Source organism: Variovorax boronicumulans (assembly GCF_040544675.1).
Lineage (GTDB): Bacteria > Pseudomonadota > Gammaproteobacteria > Burkholderiales > Burkholderiaceae_C > Variovorax > Variovorax boronicumulans_D.
The window spans coordinates 423,743-443,841 of the sequence record NZ_JBEPKK010000002.1 but is presented as its reverse complement, the minus strand read 5'-3'; the positions used below and the strand labels follow the sequence as shown (position 1 = coordinate 443,841).

General features: G+C 70.1%; 10 protein-coding genes (1 of these 10 cut by a window edge). 7 read left to right on the top strand and 3 right to left on the bottom strand.

All coding sequences use genetic code 11. From position 1 onward, the window contains the following. Nucleotides 1-88 precede the first annotated feature (88 nt). The 7 genes from ABIC90_RS05145 to ABIC90_RS05115 all read left to right on the top strand — a co-directional run bounded on the left by ABIC90_RS05145 (nucleotide 89) and on the right by ABIC90_RS05115 (nucleotide 11,491). Nucleotides 89-775 carry a response regulator transcription factor gene (locus tag ABIC90_RS05145; protein ID WP_354352977.1) on the top strand — a complete coding sequence of 229 codons (687 nt, stop codon included), beginning with the start codon at nucleotides 89-91 and terminating at the stop codon, nucleotides 773-775. Beyond that, nucleotides 741-2,744 carry a sensor histidine kinase gene (locus ABIC90_RS05140; RefSeq protein ID WP_354352976.1) on the top strand — a complete coding sequence of 668 codons (2,004 nt, stop codon included), beginning with the start codon at nucleotides 741-743 and terminating at the stop codon, nucleotides 2,742-2,744. Before ABIC90_RS05145 ends, ABIC90_RS05140 begins: the two co-directional genes overlap by 35 nt. Nucleotides 2,745-3,185: 441 nt before the next feature. Next, nucleotides 3,186-5,525 carry an efflux RND transporter permease subunit gene (locus tag ABIC90_RS05135; RefSeq protein ID WP_354352975.1) on the top strand — a complete coding sequence of 780 codons (2,340 nt, stop codon included), beginning with the start codon at nucleotides 3,186-3,188 and terminating at the stop codon, nucleotides 5,523-5,525. 79 nt (nucleotides 5,526-5,604) lie between these two features. After that, nucleotides 5,605-6,714 carry a hypothetical protein gene (locus tag ABIC90_RS05130; RefSeq protein ID WP_354352974.1) on the top strand — a complete coding sequence of 370 codons (1,110 nt, stop codon included), beginning with the start codon at nucleotides 5,605-5,607 and terminating at the stop codon, nucleotides 6,712-6,714. 91 nt (nucleotides 6,715-6,805) lie between these two features. Then, on the top strand, nucleotides 6,806-7,825 hold the full coding sequence (locus ABIC90_RS05125; RefSeq protein WP_354352973.1) for a helix-turn-helix transcriptional regulator: 1,020 nt from the start codon (nucleotides 6,806-6,808) through the stop codon (nucleotides 7,823-7,825). A 52-nt stretch (nucleotides 7,826-7,877) separates the two neighbouring features. Then, the gene (locus ABIC90_RS05120) at nucleotides 7,878-9,731 is read left to right on the top strand and encodes an ABC transporter ATP-binding protein (RefSeq protein WP_354352972.1); all 1,854 of its coding nucleotides are present in this window, start codon (nucleotides 7,878-7,880) and stop codon (nucleotides 9,729-9,731) included. Continuing rightward, entirely contained in the window at nucleotides 9,728-11,491 is a 1,764-nt protein-coding gene (locus ABIC90_RS05115; RefSeq protein WP_354352971.1) for an ABC transporter ATP-binding protein, read from the top strand. The genes ABIC90_RS05120 and ABIC90_RS05115 overlap by 4 nt, the downstream gene beginning before the upstream one ends. A gap of 25 nt (nucleotides 11,492-11,516) precedes the next feature. Here ABIC90_RS05115 and ccrA read toward each other — a convergent pair whose 3' ends face one another. The 3 genes in view from ccrA to ABIC90_RS05100 are tightly spaced (each overlapping or abutting the next) and all read right to left on the bottom strand, a layout consistent with a single transcriptional unit that may run on beyond the window. Further along, complete coding sequence (gene ccrA / locus ABIC90_RS05110) at nucleotides 11,517-12,938, bottom strand: crotonyl-CoA carboxylase/reductase (protein WP_354352970.1); 1,422 nt, start codon at nucleotides 12,936-12,938, stop codon at nucleotides 11,517-11,519. Next, entirely contained in the window at nucleotides 12,935-13,696 is a 762-nt protein-coding gene (locus tag ABIC90_RS05105; protein ID WP_354352969.1) for a thioesterase II family protein, read from the bottom strand. Before ABIC90_RS05105 ends, ccrA begins: the two co-directional genes overlap by 4 nt. Beyond that, nucleotides 13,693-20,099 carry the 3' portion of a non-ribosomal peptide synthetase/type I polyketide synthase gene (locus tag ABIC90_RS05100; RefSeq protein WP_354352968.1) on the bottom strand. It continues 3,367 nt past the right edge of the window, so only the last 6,407 of its 9,774 coding nucleotides appear in the window; its start codon lies beyond the right edge, outside the window; it ends in the stop codon at nucleotides 13,693-13,695. Before ABIC90_RS05100 ends, ABIC90_RS05105 begins: the two co-directional genes overlap by 4 nt.

Below are 20,099 nucleotides of genomic sequence, written 5' to 3'. Positions count from 1 at the left end.
AGGGCCGCGCGCCGGTGGCGAAGGCGGCATTCCAGTGAGCGCGACGAGTGACATTCGGTGACAATCCTGCACCTCCAAGCCGCCCGTCATGCCGAATCTCCCCGCCTCGCCAACGATCCAGGTCGCCTTCGTTGAAGACGACCCGCAGATCGCCGAGGCGCTGGCGACGGCGATTCGCGCCGCCGAGGGGCTGCAACTGCACGGCGTGGCCCGCAGCGTGCGCGAGGCGCGCGCGATGCTGCGCCTGCCGGCCGCGCAGGTGCTGGTGGTGGACCTGGGCCTGCCCGACGGCTCGGGCGTCGAGGTGATTCGCGCGGCGCAGGCGGCGTGGCCCGACTGCGCCGTGGTGGTCAGCACGTCCTTCGGCGACGAGGCGCATGTGATGCAGAGCCTGGAAGCCGGCGCCACCGGCTATCTGCTCAAGGACAGCTCGCCGCGCCACATCGTCGAGGAGATCCGCGCCGCGCAGGCCGGCGGCAGCCCGATCAGCCCGCTCATCGCGCGCCAGCTGCTCACGCGCTTCAAGCAGGCGGGCACGCCCCCGAGCCCAGCGGCCGGAGTGCCCGCCGCCGAACAGGCGCAGCTCTCGCCGCGCGAGCGGCAAGTGCTCGAATACATCACCAAGGGCTTCAGCTACGAGGAGATCGCCGGGTTGATGGACGTGACGCGCAACACCGTGCTGAGCTTCGTGCGGCGCATCTACGCCAAGCTGGAAGTGCGCTCGCAGGTCGAAGCCATCCATGAAGCCCGAAGCCAGGGTCTTCTGGCGCCCTAGGCGCGGCCTGGCGGCCTTGCTGCTGCTGGTGATGGTGGCGGCCGCCGCGTTCTTCGCGGGACCGTCCGCTGCGATCGCGCTGCCGGATGTACCCGATGCGAATGCACAGAACGTCCAGCACTTCACCAGGGCGCGCGTGCTCACACAGCCGATCGAGGCGCCCACTGGCGATCCGCCTCGGCAGCTCGATGCGGCTGCGCTCGCGGGCGACTGGAAGCCGGTCGCCCTGCCCTACACCTGGCCGCGCGCCGTCGTGCCGGGAGCCGGCACCGACGCCTGGCTGCGCACCTGGATCGAACTCGACCTGCGCGGCGTGCAGGCAGAGAACGCGTTCTTCTACCTGCCGCGCTGGCAGACCATCGGCCGCGTCGCGGTGTATGCGGACGAGCGGCTGATCTACAAGTCGGCGGGCGACACGGTGTGGAACGCCTTCAACTTTCCGCTCTGGATGCCGGCCGACGGCCAGGAAGGCGACGGAAGCCGCGCGCCGCGCACCTTGCGCATCCGCATCGACAGCCTCACGAGCGCCGGCGGCGCCGTCTCCACCGCGTGGGTCGGCGCCAAGCCCGCGCTGGAGCCGCGCTTCCAGTGGCGCCGCGCGCTGCAGTCGCGCATCTCCGAGGTCATGAGCATCGCGGTGATGGGCCTGGGCTTGTTCGCGTTCTCGGTGTGGCTCCTGCGCCGCCGCGAGAGCATCTACCTGCTGTTTGCGCTGTACACGCTGTTCATGGTGCTGCGCGGGCTGCACTACTACATGGGGCTGGAGCCGCTGCCGATTCCTTCGGCGTGGTTCGGCTGGATCACGGTCAACTCGGTCAACGCGCTGCTCGTGACCTGGTTCTTCTTCGTCGCGACGCTGGTGCCGCGCGCACCGCGCTGGGTGGGGCGCGCGCTGCTGGTGCTGCTGGCGCTGTCTTGGACGGTGACGATGCCGCTGCTGCAGGTGCTGCCCGGCATGGATGCGCTGGCGCCGCTGTCGTACCTCCTGACCATCCTGGCGGGCATCCCGGCCGTGCTGATCATCGCCTGGGCCGCGTGGCGGCAGGGCTCGCGCGAGGGCATCCTGGCCTCGCTGGTCGGCATCGTCGACCTGCCGGTGGCCATCCACGACTGGCTGATGCAGAACTACTTCGTGAGCCCGGAGGACATCTACCTCTGGCCCGTGTCGACGACGGCCCGCCTGTTGATGTTCATCTACATCATCCTGCGCCGCTATGTCGGCGCGGTCGACGACGTGGAGCGCGCCAACGCGCACCTGGCCGAGCGCCTGCGGGAACGCGAGGCCGAACTGGCCGCCAACTATGCGCAGTTGCGCGAGGTGCAGCAGCGCGAAACCCTGAGCCGCGAACGCCAGCGGCTGATGCAGGACATCCACGACGGCATGGGCTCGCAGCTGATCAGCGCGCTGAAGGTGGCCGAGGCCGGCAAGCTCAGCGAGCCGCAGATGGCGCTGGTGCTGCGCGAATGCATCGACGACCTGAAGCTCACCGTCGATTCGCTGGAGCCGGTGGAGGCCGACCTGCTGCTGCTGCTGGCGACCCTGCGCTACCGCTTGCTGCCGCGGCTGCGCGATTCGAGCCTCCGCCTGCGCTGGGAAGTGATCGACGTGCCGCCGCTCGAATGGCTGGACCCGCGCAGCGCGCTGCACATCTTGCGCATCCTGCAGGAGGGCATCTCGAACGTGATGCAGCACGCGGGCGCCACCGAGCTGCGCGTGGCGACAGCGCGCGAGGCGGACGGCGTGGCGGTGATCCTGGTCGACAACGGCCGCGGCTTCACCGCCCAGCCCGAGGGTGCCACGGGGCACGGGCTGTCGAACATGGTGCGGCGCGCGCGCGCCATCGGGGGCGAAGTGACCTGGGAAGCGGCGGAAGGCGGGACGCGCTTTCGGCTGTGGCTGCCGTTGAAGGCACCGCGTCAGGGGGCGCCGTTCGTGGCGGGGGATTCGGAGCCGGCTTCGTTGGGGTAGCGCGGCTGCGGGGCAGCCTCTGTAGGTTCTCTGGGTAGATGCAACGCTGTCTCAACATTGGCGGCACGTTACGCATCTTTTCTGAGAATCTTCCGGGCCCCTTTCTCAGAGGGCGTGGAAAAAAGATGCTCCGCACGAGAAGACGCTCTTCTTCTTCGGTTGCTTGAAGGGGCCGGTCAGCCGGCTTGGCGCCGAGGAGCCCGGTGGCTTAACCGCGGGAGCCCAATCCAACCAACGGATCTGGCGCGAGATTCTTGCAGCATTGGCGCGTTCCGCGCGCCGTTCGTGGCCCGCTCTGAGCCGGCATGAACACTCCGGCCGGTTGCTGAGAACCGTTCGCAGTTACGGTCACTGCTCACCCCGCGCCGGCCGAGCTAGAGCCTTGCGCGCGGACCCTTTTTCTCCCGGTTTCACATCCCTTCCTGCCCGCTCGGAACGAACATGAACAGCCCCTCATCACCGCCAGGCTGGCGCAGCCGGTGGGCACAGCGCATCGTCAGCGGACGTTATGCCGTGTTCGCGATCGTTGCCCTCCTCACCGTCATCCTGGGCATGCAGCTGTCGCACCTGCGCTTCGAGGAAAGCGAGTCCTCGTACTTCGCGCCGGACGATGCGCGGCTGCTTGCGGTCAAGCGCTTCGAGCGCACCTTCGGCAACGACGACAGCGTGGTGGTGCTGGTCGAGAACAAGAACGTGTTCGACAGCGCGCTGCTGGGCCGCGTCAAGGCGCTGGCCGTCGCGCTGGAAAAAGGCACGCCCTACATGCGCGAAGTCACCTGGCTGGGCTCGGCCGAAGTCATGAGCGCCGAGGGCGAGACGCTGCATGTGGGGCCGCTCTTCAAGGACATTCCCTCGACGCCCGAAGACCTCGCGAAGCTGCGCACGCGCGCACTCGGCGATGAAGCGCTCGCGGGTCGCTTCGTGTCGAACGACGGCACGCTCACGGCCATCGTCGTGGAGCTCAAGGCCTACCCCGGCGACCGCGAGCTGCAGCGCAAGGAAGTCGGCCCGGCCGTGGGCAAGATCGTCGCGCAGTTCCCCGACCTCAAGGTCCACCTGATCGGCGGCCCCGTCCTGGGCGAGGCCTTCGACAAGCTGGTGGGCGAGGAGATCGGCCGCTTCGGGCTGATCGGGCTGGTGCTGTTCGGCGTCATGCTGCTGGTGCTGCTGCGCAGCGTGAAGGCCGCGCTGATTCCGCTGGTGGTGATGACGCTGTCGGTGGTCTGGACGTTCGCGCTGGCAGCGGTGTTCGACTGGCCGATGACGGGCCTGGCGGCCATGCTGCCCACACTGCTGGTCAGCATCGGCATCTGCGACAGCGTGCATGTCATCGCCGACTACCAGCAGGAGCTGGAGGGCGGCACGCCGCATCCGAATGCGGTGGTGCGCTCGCTCGAACGGGTGGCGGTGCCGATCATGCTCACCACGCTGACCAACGTCGCGGCTTTTCTCGCCTTCGGCGGCGCGCCGCTGAAGCCGATCAACCAGCTGGGCGTGCTTGCGGCCGTGGGCATCGTGCTGGCCGCGGGGTTGTCGCTGGTGCTGGCGCCCGCCATGCTGGCCACGGGCCGTCCGCTGCGCAAGGCGCGGACCGTGCAGCAGCGCGAGGGGCGGCTGGAGCGCGTGCTCCAGCGCATCGTCGGTTTCGCGATGGCGCGGCCGCTCGCAGTCGCCCTCGCGTTCCTGGCCGTGGCCGTGCTCGCGGTCAGCGCCGCGCACAGCGTCGAGCCGCAGACCAAGACCGTCGAGAGCTTCCCGCGCGGCGCGCCGCTGCGCCTGTCCTACGAGCTGATGGACGAGCGCATGAAGGGCGCGATGGCGGTGGAGATCGTGCTCACCGCGCCGAAGCCGGAAGGCGTGCGCGACCTCGACTTCCTGCGCCGCATGGCCGCTCTGCAGGCGCGCGTCGAAACCCATCCACTGGTGACCGAGACCCGCTCGCTGGCCGACGTCGTGGCCCGCACCAACCAGGCCCTGCACGGCGACGCGCCGGCCTGGCACAAGCTGCCCGACTCGGCGGCGCAGGCGGCGGAGTACCTGTTCCTGTACGAGACCAGCGGCGGCAGGTCGCTGGAGCGCCTGATGTCCTTCGACGGCTCGCAGGCGCGCATGACCGTGCGCACCCGCAGCATCGATTCGCGCGACCTGCGCAACCTCGAAGCCTTCATCGACCGGGAAGCCGCGGCCACCCTGGCGCCCGACACGCGCGTCGAGGCGGCCGGCACCTTCGCGCTGGTGGTGGCGCTGTGCGACCTGATCGTGCAGGGCGAAATGCTGAGCTTCGGCCTTGCGCTGGCGGCGGTGGCGGTGCTGCTGCTGGCGATCCTGCGCTCGGTGCGGCTGAGCCTGATCGCTCTGGTGCCCAACGTGCTGCCGGTGGTGTTCGCCTTCGGGCTGATGGGCCTGCTGGGCATTCCGCTGCACCTGCCGCTGATGATGCTGGCGCCGGTGGTGATCGGCGTCGCGGTCGACGACAACGTGCACTTCTTCGCCCACTTCAACAGGCACCTGCGGGAGTTGGGCGACCAGGCCGCTGCACTGCGCGCCACCGTGCGCCACATCGGGCGCGCGCTGCTGTTCAACTCGTCGGTGCTGTTCATCGGCTTCGGCGCCTTCGTGTTCTCGCAGAGCACCGACCTCGCCGAATTCGGGCTGGTCTCGGCGTTCGCGTTCTTCTGCGCGCTGGTTTGCGACCTGCTGCTGGTGCCCGCGCTGCTGACGCTCTTTCCGCCGCGCGTGCCGGTCGAACAAGTCCCCTCGAATGTGCAGGCACAGTCCTAGTCTTCTCCTGATCGCATGCGTCACGCTGATCTGCCCCCTGCCCTCGCGCGCCGACGAGTGGACGACCTCGGGACACTTCATGACTCAGCTGCGCTCGCGGCTGGGCGACGGGCATGCGATGAGCGCGACCCAGCGGGTCTGGCTCGACAGCCAGGGAAAGATCGGGAATGTCTCGGTGCTCGCCTCCGGGTACCTCGATTGGGACCCGCTCGCGACCTACCGCAGTTCCACCGTGCGCAGCCGGCTTCACGAGCTGACGCTGGGTGCCGACCTGGGGGAATGGCGTTTCGACGCGGGGCGCCGGCGCCTGCGCTGGGGCGCGGCCGATGGGCGCAGCGTGCTCGACCTGATCAACCCGGTCGATCTCTCGGACCCGTTCACGGGCGGCCTGCGCAACACCACGCGCCTGCCGAGCTGGATGGCGACGGTCGAGCGCGAGGTCTTCGGCGGCCGGCTGCAGATGGTGTGGGTGCCGCGTGCGGGTGTGGCGCGTCTGCCCGAATCGGGGAGTCCGTGGGAGCCCGATGTGCTGCGTCGGCAGCGCGAAGCGGGCGTGACGAGCACGCGGGTCCAGACGCCGGCGCGGCCCGAGTACGGCATGCGCTGGATCCGCTACGGCAACGGGCTCGACCTGGAGATGGTCGCCTACCAGGGCCATGCGCGCGAGCCGTTGTCGCTCGGCGGCGGGCGCTTCGTGGCGCCGCCGGTGCGCACCTTCGGGATGGCGGTGCAGGGTGTGCTCGGCGGCAATGGCCTGCGTGGCGAGATCGCGTGGGAGCCCGATGCGCCGATCGTCGGCACGCTGACCGGCACCGTCGGCAGTACGCGGCGCTTTCGCGGGGTGCTCGGCTGGGACCGGCAGTTCGACGACGGGCCCTACGCCAATCTGCAGGCCTACTTCGATCATCTCGCCCCTTCGCCGCTCAATGCCGGCGGCAGCCAGCGTCGTTACGGGCTGACCTATCTGGTGCGCGACCGCTTCTTCGACAGCAGCGTCGAGGCCGGTGTGCGCGGCGTGCTGCAGGCCAGCGATCACAGCGGCTCGGCGGAACTCTATGCGCAGTGGGAGATGAACGACCAGTGGCGCTTCGACGCCGGCGTCATGCGCATCTGGGGCTCGGCGGCCAGCGAATACGGCGTGTGGCGCAGGCAGTCCTCGTTCCGGATTTCGGCGCGACGGTCCTTCTAGATCAACCTCCTCAGGGTCCCCGAAATGCTTGACAAATCAATGTCGATAAATCTTAATGAGAACGATTATCAACTTCTAGAGTCGGGCGGCATTGAAGAACAGGGTTTCCATCGCGGATTTGTTCGGCCTGCCCCCGGAACAGGCACGCTTCGACACGTCCGAGGTTTCGGCCCCGGCCAGCGGCAAGGTGTGGCAGATTCCGCCGCGCTACGGCCAGGGCCGCGTGTTCATCGTACCGCTGCTGGGCGATGCCAGCCTGGCCCTGATGGAGTCGACCTTCATCGAGGACACCGAGATCTACGCCAACGTGGTGGCTCAGCCCAATCTGAGCTTCACGGTCTGCCTCGAAGGCAGCCTGGTCAACGTCACCGCGGGCCGCAAGCCGGTGCGCGTCAGTCGTCACGAGACGCTGTTCGCGCGCTATCCGAGCATGGAGTCGCGCACCGAGAGCCATGTCACCTCCCACTTCAAGGGTGGCGAGCGCGGTTGCTTCCTCACCATCCACCTGAGCCCGAACTGGCTGGAGGCGGCCGACGAGGCCTTCCTGCACGACGTGCTCGGCAACTCGTTCTGGCACGGCGTCTACAACTCCGGCCTGGCTTCGCAATGGATGCTCGGCGTGGCGCGCGAGGTGGTGCAGTGCACGCACCAGCCGCGCATGCAGTGGCACTACCTGTCGGCCAAGGTGCTGGAGCTGTGGTCGCAGCAGCTCGAGCTGCTGCGCAAGCTCTCGCTGCCTGGCGCCGCGGCCGCGCGCATGAAGGCGTCGGACCTGGCCTGCATCCATCAGGCGGCCGAGATCCTGGTCAGCGAAATGCGCGATCCGCCGACGCTGATCGAGCTGGCCTGGCGCGTGGGCATCAACGACAACAAGCTCAAGTCGGGCTTCCGGCTGGTCTACGGCACCTCGGCCTTCAGCTTCCTGCAGAAGCAGCGGCTGCAGCGCGCGCGCCAACTGATCGGCGAGGAAGGCATCGGCGTGATGCAGGCCGCGCAGATGGTGGGCTTTCGCAGTCCCAGCCACTTCTCGGCGATCTTCAAGGAGACCTTCGGCGTGTCGCCGAGCGGCCTCTCGCTGATGCCCGACACGGCGCCCGCGCCACCCTCCTAGGCCCGCGCGCGCACCGCGGCGGCCTCCTCTTTACTTGTCAGGAGCAGCCGCAATGAGCAGCGCCACTTCGTCCGAAACATCCGCGGCGCCCCAAGGCTCCGCCAGCCTGCTCGGCCTCGCCCGCACGCAGCTGTCGCTGACCGTCGGGGCCAGCCTGATGTCCATGCTGGCCGCGCTGGTGCAGCTCGTGCCCTACGGCGTGCTGTATTACATGGCCGTGGAGGTGTTCGCAGCCCAGCCCGACCCCGCGCACCTGCGCCAGCTCGCCTGGTTCGCGCTCGGGGCCTTGCTGGTGCGCTTCGTGTTCGCCGCCGGATCGAGCCTGCTCGCGCACATCGCCGCCTTCCGCGTGATGCACGACGTGCAGATGCGCATGGCGCGCAAGCTGTCGCGCGTGCCGATGTCCTTCTTCTCGCGCACCGGGAGCGGCGACCTGCAGAAGGCCTTCATGAACGACGCCGTCGCGCTCGAAGGCTTCATCGCCCACAGCCTGCCCGACATGATCGCCGCGCTGACCGTGCCCGTGGCCACCACCGTGCTGCTGTTCATCGTCGACTGGCGGCTCGCATTGGCTTCGATCGCGGTGCTGCCGGTCGCGCTCGCGCTGCAAGGGCTTTTCTTCGGCAAGGAGGCGCGCGCGCGCATGCAGGAATGGCACTCGGTGCAGGCGCGCATCAACGCGGCCATGCTCGAGTACCTGCGCGGCATCCACGTGATCAAGACCTTCGGGCTCGGCGCGCGGTCGTTCGGCGAGCTGCGCGATGCGATCCGCGAATCGGTGAACTGGTTGCTGACCTACACGAAGCGCATGCGCGCCGTTTGGGTCGGTTTCACCGCGCTGCTGGGTTCCAGCCTGCTCGCGATCGCGCCGCTGGGCGTCTGGCTCTACCAGCGTGGCGAGGTGACGCTGCCGGTGCTGCTGTTGTTCATCGTGCTCGGGCCGCAGGTGCTGTCCGCGTTCCTGCGGCTGACCTACGCCGGCGGCGACCTGATGCGCATCGGCGAAGGCTTGCGGCGCATCAACGGCATCCTCGACGGCGCGGAGCTCGATGAGAGCGCCGCGAAGGCGCACCGCGTGCCCGTCGACGCCGGCCTCTCGCTGCACGGCGTGCGCTTTCGCTACGAGGGCCGCGACATCCTGCACGACCTGAGCCTCGAAGTGCCCGCGGGCCAGGTCACCGCGCTGGTCGGCCCGAGCGGCGCCGGCAAGACCACCGTGGCCCGGCTGGTCGCGCGCCTGTGGGACGTGGACGCTGGCAGCGTGCGCCTCGGCGGCGTCGACGTGCGCGAGCTGCCGCTCGACGCGCTGCTCGACCGCGTGTCGCTGGTGTTCCAGGACGTCTTCCTGTTCGCCGGCTCGGTCGCCGAGAACCTGCGCCTCGCACGACCCAAGGCCAGCGACGCCGAGCTGCACGAGGCCGCGCGGCTGGCGCGCGCACACGAGTTCATCCGCGCGCTGCCGCAGGGCTACGACACGCTGCTCGGCGAACGGGGTGCTCGCCTGTCGGGCGGCGAGCGCCAGCGGCTGTCGATCGCGCGCGCCATCCTCAAGCAGGCGCCGATCCTCGTGCTCGACGAGGCCACCGCCTTCGCCGACCCCGAGAACGAAGCCCTGATCCAGGACGCACTCGCCGAGACCTGCCGCGGCAAGACCGTGCTCGTGATCGCGCACCGCCTGGCCACGGTGGCCGATGCCGACCGCATCGTCGTGCTCGACCAGGGCCGCGTCGTCGACCAGGGCCGCCATGCCGAATTGCTCGAACGCTGCGCGCTCTATCAGCGGTTGTGGGCCGACCAGCAGGAAGCCGCCGACTGGCAGATCGGCGGCCGGCGGCCGACGGCCGACGAGCCGGGGCAACACCCACAGCCGCACACCGACAGCATCCCCAGCGAGATCCTTCCATGAACCTGTTCGAACTCCTGCGCCTGGGCGACGACCTCGCCGGCAAACGCGATCCCCGCCTGCTTCGTGGCATGGCGCTGTCCATCGGCGAAGCCCTGGCGGCCACCGCGCCCTACCTGCTGACCTACGTGCTGCTCAGCGATCTCTTCACCGGCCAGGCCTCCCTCGCGCGCACCGGCTGGCTGGTGGCCGGCATGGCGCTGGCGCTGCTGGTCCAGGTCGGCTTCGGCATGCCCGCGGTCACGCGCATCTACGGCGCCGCCTACGGGCAGATGGGCGAGGCGCGCATCCGCCTGGCCGATCATCTGCGGCGCCTGCCGATGGGCTTCTTCTCGCGCCGCCGCAGCGGGCAGCTCGCGGGCGTGCTGACCGCCGACATGGCGCTGATCGAGGACATCTGGGCTCATTTCATCGGCCTGTTCACGGTGTCGGCGGCGCTGCCGCTGTTCATGGGCCTCGCGCTGCTCGCGATCGACTGGCGCATGGGCCTGGCGATCTTCCTCACGCTCCCGCTGGCCGTGGTCATGCTGATGGCTGCGATGCGGCGCATGGACCGCGAGACGCGCACGCTGATCCAGGCCTCGGACAACGCGAAGAACGCCTCCGCCGAGTACGTGCAGGGCATCGCCGTGCTGCGCACCTTCGGCCGCCAGGGCGAGGGGCTGGAGCGCCTGCGCATCGCGCTGGCGCAGTTGCGCGATGCGGCCATCCGCATCGAGACCGGTCCGGCGCCGATGATCCATGCCTTCAGCTTCATCACCGAGGCGGGTTTTGTCTGCGTGCTGCTGATCGGCACCTTCCTGCTGGCGGGCGGCACCCTCGCCGCGCCCGCGTTCCTGATCTTCGCGCTGCTCGCGATCACGATGACGCGCCGGCTCTCCGACCTCGGCTTCGCGCTGTGGCTGCTGCGCTTCGCGCACAAGGGCCTGCCGCGCGTGCGCAACCTGCTGGCGCAGCCGACGCTGCCCGAGCCTGCAGCCGCAGTCACGCCGACCCGCTTCGACATCCGGCTCGACAACGTCGCCCTCGCCTACGACGCCGCCGCCGATGCCCGGCTCGCGCTGAGCGGCATCAGCTGCACCTTGCCCGCGCGTTCGCTGACAGCCATCGTCGGGCCGTCGGGCGCCGGCAAGTCCTCGCTCGTGAACGTGATCGCGCGGCTGTGGGAGGTGTCCGAAGGCAGCGTCTCCATCGGCGGCGTCGACGTGCGCCAGATGCCCTTCGAGGTGCTGCACCGCCATGTCGCGATGGTGTTCCAGGACGTGGTGCTGTTCTCGGGCACCGTGGCCGACAACCTGCGCATCGGCCGCCCCGAGGCGAGCATGGACGAACTGATAGCCGCGGCGCGCGAGGCGCAGGCGCACGGCTTCATCATGGACTTGCCGCAGGGCTACGAGACACCGCTGGGCGAAGGCGGCGCGGGCCTGTCGGGCGGCGAGCGCCAGCGCATCGCCTTCGCGCGCGCGATCCTCAAGGACGCGCCCATCGTGCTGCTCGACGAGGCCACCGCCAGCCTCGACGCAACGCACGAGCGCGAGCTGCAGCAGGCCATCGACCGCCTCACGCGCGACAAGACCGTGGTGGTGATCGCCCACCGCCTGCGCACGGTGCGGCATGCCGACCAGCTGCTGGTGCTCGAAGGCGGCCGCCTGGTCGAACAGGGCCGCCACGAAGAACTGATCGCCGCCGACGGCACCTATGCGCGGCTGTGGCGCAGCCAGTCGCAGGTGAAAGGGTGGCGGATCGGCGGGGCCGGGGCGTAGCAGCCCTCAGGCCCTCATCAGGCTCTCAGGCTGTCGCCGCGACGGCAGCCGAAGCCTTCTGCGCCGCCGCCTCCTGCTGCCGCGCCTGGAACCTGCGGAATAGATCGAAGCGCGATTCGCCGATGCCCTCGCGCATCGTCACGCGCCGGATGCCCATTCCCTCGCGTTCCGCCAGGCACAGCACACCCAGCTTGCCCACGTGCCGGTTCGCCTTCACCTGTGCCACCGCTTCCGCCGCCTGCGCCAGCGGGAACGACTGCGACACCGTCGGATGGATCTTGCCGAGGCAGGCCATGCGGTTGGCCTCGTAGGCCTCGCGGAAGTTGGCGCCGTGCGAGCCGATGATCGACTTCACGTGCATCCACAGGTAGCGGTTGTCGTACACGTGCTGATAGCCGGTGGTCGAGCCGCAGGTCACGACTTTGCCGCCGCGCCGCGCCACGAAGACGCTGGCCGAGAAGGTCTCGCGCCCGGTGTGCTCGTAGACGATGTCGATCTCCTCGCCGCCCAGCAGCCGCTCCACCGCGCCGCGGAAGGCCACGAGCTGGCGCGTGTTGAGCTCGCCGCTTTCCTTGATGAAACTGCCGCGCAGCTTCGAGCGGTCGATCACCATCTCGCAGCCCAGCTCTCGCACCAGCGCTTCCTTCTCGGGCCCCGACACCACGGCCACCGGCCGCCCGCCGCCGTTGAGCACGTACTGGATGCCGACCGCGCCCATGCCGCCCGAGCCGCCCCAGATCAGCACGTTGTCGCCCTGCTTCATGCGCGCGCCGTTGCGCGACACCAGCATGCGGTAGGCCGTGCCCGACACCAGCGCGAGCGAGGCGGCTTCTTCCCAGCTCATGTGCTCGGGCTTGGCCATGAGCTGGCTCTCCTGCACCAGGCAGAACTGCGCCAGTCCGCCGAAGTTGGTCTCGAAGCCCCAGGCGCGCGCATCGGGATCGACCAGCGGATCGTCGTGGCCCGCGGGATCGATCAGCCCGAAGACGCTGGGGTTGACCGTCACACGGTCGCCCGGCTTCCAGCGCGTGACGCCCTCGCCCACGCGCACCACCACGCCGCAGGCGTCGCTGCCGAGGATGTGATAGTCCTGCTGGTGCATGCGCCCGCGAGGATGGCTCTGTGCGTACTGCGCAAGAAACTGGTGGGTCGAGAGCGGCTCGAAGATCGACGACCAGACGGTGTTGAAGTTGATGCCCGAGGCCATCACCGCGACGATGGCTTCGCCCGAGCGCGGCTCGGGGATCGGCACTTCCACGCGCTTGAGCGAGCGGCGCGGATCCTTGTCTTCGCTGGCCATGCCCGCGAACATCTCCTGGTCCTGGCGCAGGGTGGCCAGCGCCTGCATCGAGGCGGGCAATCGCGCGTTCGCGAAATCGGCGCTGGTCGCGGCCGGGGACTCGATCATCTCGAGCAGGGTGGCGAGTTCGGTGGACATCATCGTCATGCAATGGACTCCTGGTTCATGTGAGCAGCCAGGGCGCGGCCCACCAGGGCGGGCACGGACAAGGCCGGGTCGGAAAGGTAAAAGTGGCCGCCGGTGAAGCGGTGCAGTTCGAAGCGCGCATGGGTGTAGGGGCGCCAGGCTTCCACCGCATCGAGTGGCGTGACGCCGTCGTCGGTCGCTGCCAGCGCGGTGACGGGACACGGAAGCGGTTGCCAGGTGGTGCGGTGCCAGCGCTCGATGAGCGCGAGGTCGGCGCGCAGCACCGGTTCCATCATGGCCATGTAGTCGCTGTTGTTCAGCACGCTCCCTGGGGTGCCGCCGCGCGCGCCGAGGGCCGCGAAGAATTCGGCCTGCGGCAGGTGGTGGATCTGCCGGGTGTCGGCGATGTGCGGCGCGCGGCAGGCCGAGACCCAGAGGTGCGCGGGTGCGCTGCCTGCCCGTTGCAGCGCGCAGGCGAGCTCGTAGGCCACGACCGATCCCATGCTGTGGCCGAACAGCGCAAAGGGCTGGTCGAGCCAGGGCTGCAGCTGCGCGGCCAGTTCGGCGACCAGCACGGTCATGTGGCGGTACGCGAGTTCGCCGATGCGGTTTTCGCGGCCGGGCGGCTGGATGCGGCAGACCTGCACGTCCTGCGGCATGTGCATCTGCCATCCGCGATAGAACGATGCGCCGCCGCCGGCGTGCGGGAGGCAGAACAGGCGCATGCGCGGCGTGCCCGGTGTTGCGTCGGCCTGGACCCAGCTTTTGGGCGTGCTCATGACAAGACCTCCTCCACAGCCCGCTCACCCATCAGGTGATGCACCCACTGCGCCACCTGCGCCGTCTGCATGCAACTGAAGTGGTCCCCCGGCACACCGGCCGACACCAGCCGATCGCAAAGCCCGCGCCAAGGCGCCGCCGCGTCCGCCTGCACCCCCTGCGTCGCATGCAGGAACGTGACCGCCACGTCGTCCAACTCACGCGGCACATGCCGCGCCACCGCCTCGACGTGATGCCGGAACATCGCAAAGCGCGCCCGCAGGTCGTCCGCCTCCCGGCCTTCGCCCGCGGCCAGCGCATTCACCGCCATGTGCAGCGCCTCGTTGTCGGCGTGCGGCATCTGCGTGAGCCATGCCGCCAATGCTTCTTCGGATGGATTGGCACCCGGCAGCGGCGCCAGTCCTTCGAGCCAGGGCAGCGACGCGGCCGGCACGCCCAGGCTGGCCGCGAACAGCGCCAGCGTCGCGAGCGGCTTGCCGATCAGCGCGGAAGGCAGCAACGCCGTGTCGACCAGCAGCAGCCGCTCGACCGTCTCACCCGCATCGCGCAACTGGCACGCGGCCTCCCACGCCAGCACCCCGCCCGAGCTGAAACCGCACAGACGGTAAGGCCCCTGCGGCTGCACCTCGCGCAGCGCATGCACGTAGGTGTGCGCCATCGCCTCGATGGTGAGCGGCGGGTCCAGCGGCGATTGCAGGCCATGCAGCGCCGCGTTCGCATCGAGCTGGCGCAGGGCCTCGGCCATCGGCCGGAAGACGAACACGTCGCCGTCGCTGCCGTGGAAGCCGAACCAGTGGCGGTCCGCGGCCGAAGCCTTGCCCGGGCTCAGTCGCACCACCAGTTCCCTCGGCCCCGACACCGGCGCGACGACGCAGGCGGCCATTGCCTCGAGCTCGGGGTTCGCGAACACCTGCCGCACCGACAGCGCAATGCCATGGCGCTCTTTCATGCGCACGCACAGCCGCGTCGCGAGCAACGAATCGCCGCCCAGTTCGAAGAAGTGATCGCGCCGGTCCACCGACGTCAGCGACAGCAGCGCGCCCCACTCCGCCGCCAGCGCGCGCTCGGCGGGCGTCACCGGCGGCAGGCTCTCGCGCTCCACCGGCTGCGGTTGCAGCGCCGGCAGCGCAGCGCGATCGACCTTGCCGTTCGCGCTCAGCGGCAGGCGCTCGAGCACGATCACCTCCGACGGCACCATGTACTCGGGAATGCGCGTGCGCAGGAAATCGCGCAGCGCATCGCGCTCGATCCGCGCCGCGCCGTCCGCCGCCACCACATAGGCCGCGAGCGACTGCTTGCGCTGCGCCGCCGCGCCGGCCCGGCTGCGGCCGCCGTCGGCACCGATCGCGAGCACCAGCGCCTCGCCCACGGCCTCGTGCGCGCGCAGCGCCGATTCGATCTCGCCCAGCTCGATGCGGTAGCCGTTGACCTTGACCTGGTGATCGCGCCGGCCCAGGAACTCGATGTAGCCGCGCGGATGGAAGCGCCCCAGGTCGCCCGTGCGGTAGAGCCGCTCGCCCGTGTCCGGATGGACCACGAAGGCCGCTTCCGTGCGCGCCGTGTCGGCCCAGTAGCCGAGCGCCAGCCCGACACCGCCGATGTACAGCTCCCCGACCACCCATTCCGGGCACGGCCGCAAGGCCGCGTCCAGCACATGGAAGCGCTGGTTCGCCAGCGGCGTGCCGTAGGGAATGCTGCGCCAGTCGGGCTGCACGCCATCGACGCGGTGGTGGATCGACCAGATCGACGCCTCGGTCGCACCGCCCAGCCCGATCAGGCGGGCCTGCGGCGCCGCGGCGCGCAGCGCGTCCGGCAGCGACAGTGGGATCCAGTCGCCGCTGAGCATCACCGTGCGCAGGCTGCGCAGCGACCCGGCGCGTGCGCCGGCCTGCTCGACCAGCATCTGGCACAGCGCGGGTACGCTGTTCCACACCGTCACGCCATGGCGCTCGATCAGTTCGAGCCAGTGCTGCGCATCGCGCAGGCCCTCCGCCTCGGGCAGCACCAGGCAGGCGCCCGCAGCGAAGCTGCCGAAGATGTCGTGCACCGACAGGTCGAAGCTCAGCGCCGACAGGCCGAACACCGCGTCGCCGGCGCCGATGTCGAAGCGCCGGTTGATGTCGAGCACCGTGTTCAGCGCGCCTCGGTGGTCGATCATCACGCCCTTCGGCAGGCCGGTGGAGCCCGAGGTGAAGATGATGTAGGCCAGTTCGCTGCCCTGCGCCTCGTGCCATGCGAAGCCCTGCGCCTCGGCGCTGCATTCGCGCAGCACGCGCGCATCGGGCACGGCGAGCACCTCGACCTCGGTCGGCCATGCGAGCGCCGCATCGTGCGCGCCGACGATCGCGTGGCGGATGCCGCAGACCGCGAGCAGTTCATGGCGCCGCGCGTCGGGCCATTGCGGATCGATCGGCACATAGGCCGCGCCCGCCGCCATCGCGCCGATCACGCCCACCACCTGTTGCCAGCCTTTGGGCGCGACGATCGCGACGCGCTCGCCGGGTTGCACGCCCGCATTGCGCAGCCGCCAGCCGACCCACTGCGCGGCCTCGTGGAGCGCGCGGTAGCTGAAGGTGTCCTCGCCCGCGATCAGCGCCGCGCGCTGCGGTGTCGCCGACACCGACTGCCTGAATGGCGCGAGCAGGTCCGTCGGCGCGCGCAGCAGCATCGCGTCGGCCGTCGCGTTGTAGCTGTCGCGACGATCCTGCTGTGCGGTCGGCAGAGCGACCGGCGCGCGCAGGCCCCATGTCGCATCGCTCTCGGCGGCGAGGTCGCGCAACAGCGCGCAGTAGGCACCGAACATCGCATCGAGCAGCCCCTCGGGGAACAGCTCGTCCACGCTGTCCCAGCAGACGTTGAGGCGCCCGCCATGGTCGTGCACGTGGTTGTCGATCCAGACCTGCGGCGTCTGGCTGATCGTGTAGACCAGATCGCCCAGCCGCGTGGCCTGCTGCTCGCGCTCGGCATGGCCCGTGTCGGCCTGCTCCGCGAGGCCGAAGGTGCTGGTGAAGACCACCGGCATCGCGGCGCGCTGCGCGCCCTCGCGCCGTGCGATCTCGCGCATCACCTGCACGCCGGTGAAGCTGTCGTGCGCCTGGTCGCGCAGCAGTTGCTGCTGCAGTTGGCGCGCGCGTGCCGCGAAGGACAGCGTGGCATCGCCGTCCACGGCCAGCAGGATCAGCGAGGTGAACTCGCCGACGATGTCGTTGACCTGTGGATGCACCGGCAGGCGGTTGAAGGTCGGCACATTGAGCGTGAGACGCGGCGACGCGCTCCAGCGTCCCAGCACCTCGGCGTACACCGCGAGCAGCAGGCCCGAAGGCGTCAGGCCCGCGCGCTCGGCGCCGCGCTGGCGCAGGCGCTGCCAGGCTTCGGGCGGCAGGTTGAATTCACGGCGGTGGAAGCGCGGCGAGGCGATCTGCGCCGGGTCCTTGGCGAGCGGCAGCTGCGGCGCGGGCGGCATGTCCTCCAGGCGCTGCACCCAGTAATCGCGGGCGCGCGCATGCTCGGCGGTCTGGCGATGGCGCTGCACCGCCTGCGTGTAGTCACGAAAGCCCAGGCCCAGCGGCGGCAGCGGCTGCTCGGGCCGCGCATAGCGCGCCACCCACTCGCTCAGCAGGATGCCGATGCTGCGGCCGTCGGTCATGATGTTGTCGAGGCTGATGTGCAGCCGCGTGCGGCGCGCATCGAGTCGGCTGGTGCGGATGTCGAACAGTGGCCAGCGGTCGGTGCGCGGCACGCGGTGCGACATCTCGCCGCGCACCGCATCGAGCCGCGCCTGGCGCGCAGCGGGCGTGTCGCCGCGCAGGTCGATGTCGGCGATCTCGTAGGCCGGCACGCTGGCGAGGATGCGCTGCATGCCGTCGGCTTCGATGAGGCAGCGGAGCATCTCGTGGCGCGCCACGAGGTCGCGCCAGGCCGTGGCGAGCAGCGGCCGGTCGAGGTCTTCGCAGTCCAGCTCCATGTAGCCGTGGCAGGCCACGCTGCCGAGCGCCATGTCCTGGTGGCGACCGATCCAGTAGGCCTGCTGCACGTCGGTCAGCTCGAAGGGCAGCGCGGCGTCGTCGGGGCGCGGCTGCAGCAGCGATGCGGGGGTGTCGGCGGTAGTGGCCCCGTTGCCCGTTGCCGCCGCCAGCTTGCGCGCCATGGCGGCGACATTCATCTCGGCCATCAGCTCGTTCGGCCGGATCTGCAGTCCCAGCGCCTGGCCCAAGCGGTGCGTGAGGTCCAGGAACATCAGCGAATCGATGCCCAGGTGCAGCAGGTCGGCGTCCGGCGGGATGTCGGCCGGTGCACGGCGCAGCAGCCGGCCCACGGTCTGTTGCAGGTGCATGCGCAGCAGCTGCTCGCGCGCCGCTTCGTCGGGCGCGGCCTCGAGCGCGGCGCGCACGTCGCCGGCCTCGGCGATGTCGGAGCGGCCGGCAAGGGCCTTGGCGCCCGCTGCCATCGCGACCGGCTGGAAGTAGTGCTCGAGCTGCACTGCGGGATGCCCGCGCAGCAGCACGGGCCAATCGACGTCGAACACGCCCAGGTGCGGCTCGCCGCTCGCCATTGCGAGTGCCAGCAATTCCAGCGCACCTGCCGGCGTGAAGCTGCGCAGGCCGCCGCGTTCGAGCCGCTTCAGCTGCTCGCTGTCGGCGACCGTGCCCACGTCGGACCACGCGCCCCAGCTCACGCTGAGTGCCGGCATCCCGCGTGCCTGGCGGTAGCCCGCGAGCGCGTCGAGGAAGGCGTTGCCCGCCACGTAGTCGGGCAGCCCGCGCGCGGGCACCAGCGAGACCGACGACGAATAGAGGATGAAGAAGTCGAGCGGCGCGCCCTCGGTGGCGCGATGCAGGTTCCATGCGCCTTCGACCTTGGGTGCCATCACTTCGAGCGCGCGTTCCAGCGGCGGCAGCTCGCCGAGTTGCGCGGCATCGGTGACGACCGCGCAATGCACCACGCCCTTGAGCGGATGCGGCAGCGCATCGATCGTGCGGCGCAGCGCGGCCTCGTCGCGCAGGTCGGTCTGCGCCACTTGCACGTCGATGCCCTTGCCTTTCAGCGCATCGATGACTTCGATGGCCGCTGTGCCGGGCGCTCGGCGCCCCGCCAGCACGAGGTGGCGCGCGCCGTGCGCGGCCAGCCAGCGGGCGGTTTCGAGGCCCAGGCCGCCGAGGCCGCCAGCGATCAGGTAAGTGGCCGATGGATCGCAGGCCAGAGGTTGCGGCGCCGCCAGCGGCACGGGGTGGCGATGCAGGCGCGGCACCAGGCGGCGACCGGCGCGCAGCGCGCATTCGGTCTCGCTGCCGCCTTGCAGCAGCGCGGCCATCAACTGCTGCGCGCTCTCGCGTGCCGAGGCCACCGGGTCCAGGTCCAGCAGCTCGATGTGCAGTTCGGGATGGCCCAGCGCCGCGACCTGGCTGAAGCCCCACAGCGGCGCCTGCGCCAGCATGGGCGCTTCATGCGCCGCCACGGCTTGCGCGCCTCGCGTCACGATGCCGAGCTGCCCGAGGGCCTGCACGTCGGCCTCGCCGAGCGCGCCCAGCAGGCGCAGCAGATCGCCGAGGCTTTCCTCCTGGTGGGCGCGCAGTTCGGTGCCCGTGGTCTGTGCATCGAGCGCGCCGTCGATGCCGCGCAGGTGCACGACGCGACCGGGCGATCCGTCCTTGCGCCGCACCCAGCTGCGCAGCCGGGCGCCCAGTGCATAGGCCTCGTCGGGCGCGATGCGTTCGACATGGTGGCCGCGCGCTTGCAGCGCGTCGGCCAGTGCCTTGCCGACGCCCGATGCGTCGGACACGATGAACCAGTGCCCGGGTTCTTCCTGCGCGGTCGATGCCGCGGCTTCATGCAGTTGCCATGTGCGGCGATAGACCGGCGCATCCGTGCGCATCGGCGTTGCAGCTTGCGTGTGTCCCTCCGCCGTTTCGGCACGGCGGGCCACGAGCACGCGCTCGCCCAGCGCCGAGGCGGCACAACTCGCTTCCGGAAAGCTCGCCTGCGCATCGAAGCCCAGCCCGTCGAGCAGGCCATGCCACTGCGCCTCGTCCATGAACGGCTGGATGCCGCGCAGCCCCGTGTCGCGCACGACAGGCAGCAGCAGGCCGGTGGTGATCTCGCCGATCAGCGTCTCGCGCACGATCTCGTACATCACGAGCACGCCCGAGGGCCGGAGCAGATCGCGCACATTGGCCATGGTGGCGCGCAGGTCGGCGGCCGCATGCAGCACGTTGGACGCGAGGACCAGGTCGAAGGACCCTGGCTCCAATCCCTGCGATGCGGGCGCGCGGTCGATGTCGAACAGCTGGTAGCGCACGAACGGCTGATCGGCGAAGCGCGCAGCCGCGCGGTCGAGGAACAGCGGCGAGACGTCGCTGAAGACGTATTCGGTGCGCGATGCCGGCAGATGCGGCAGCACTTGGC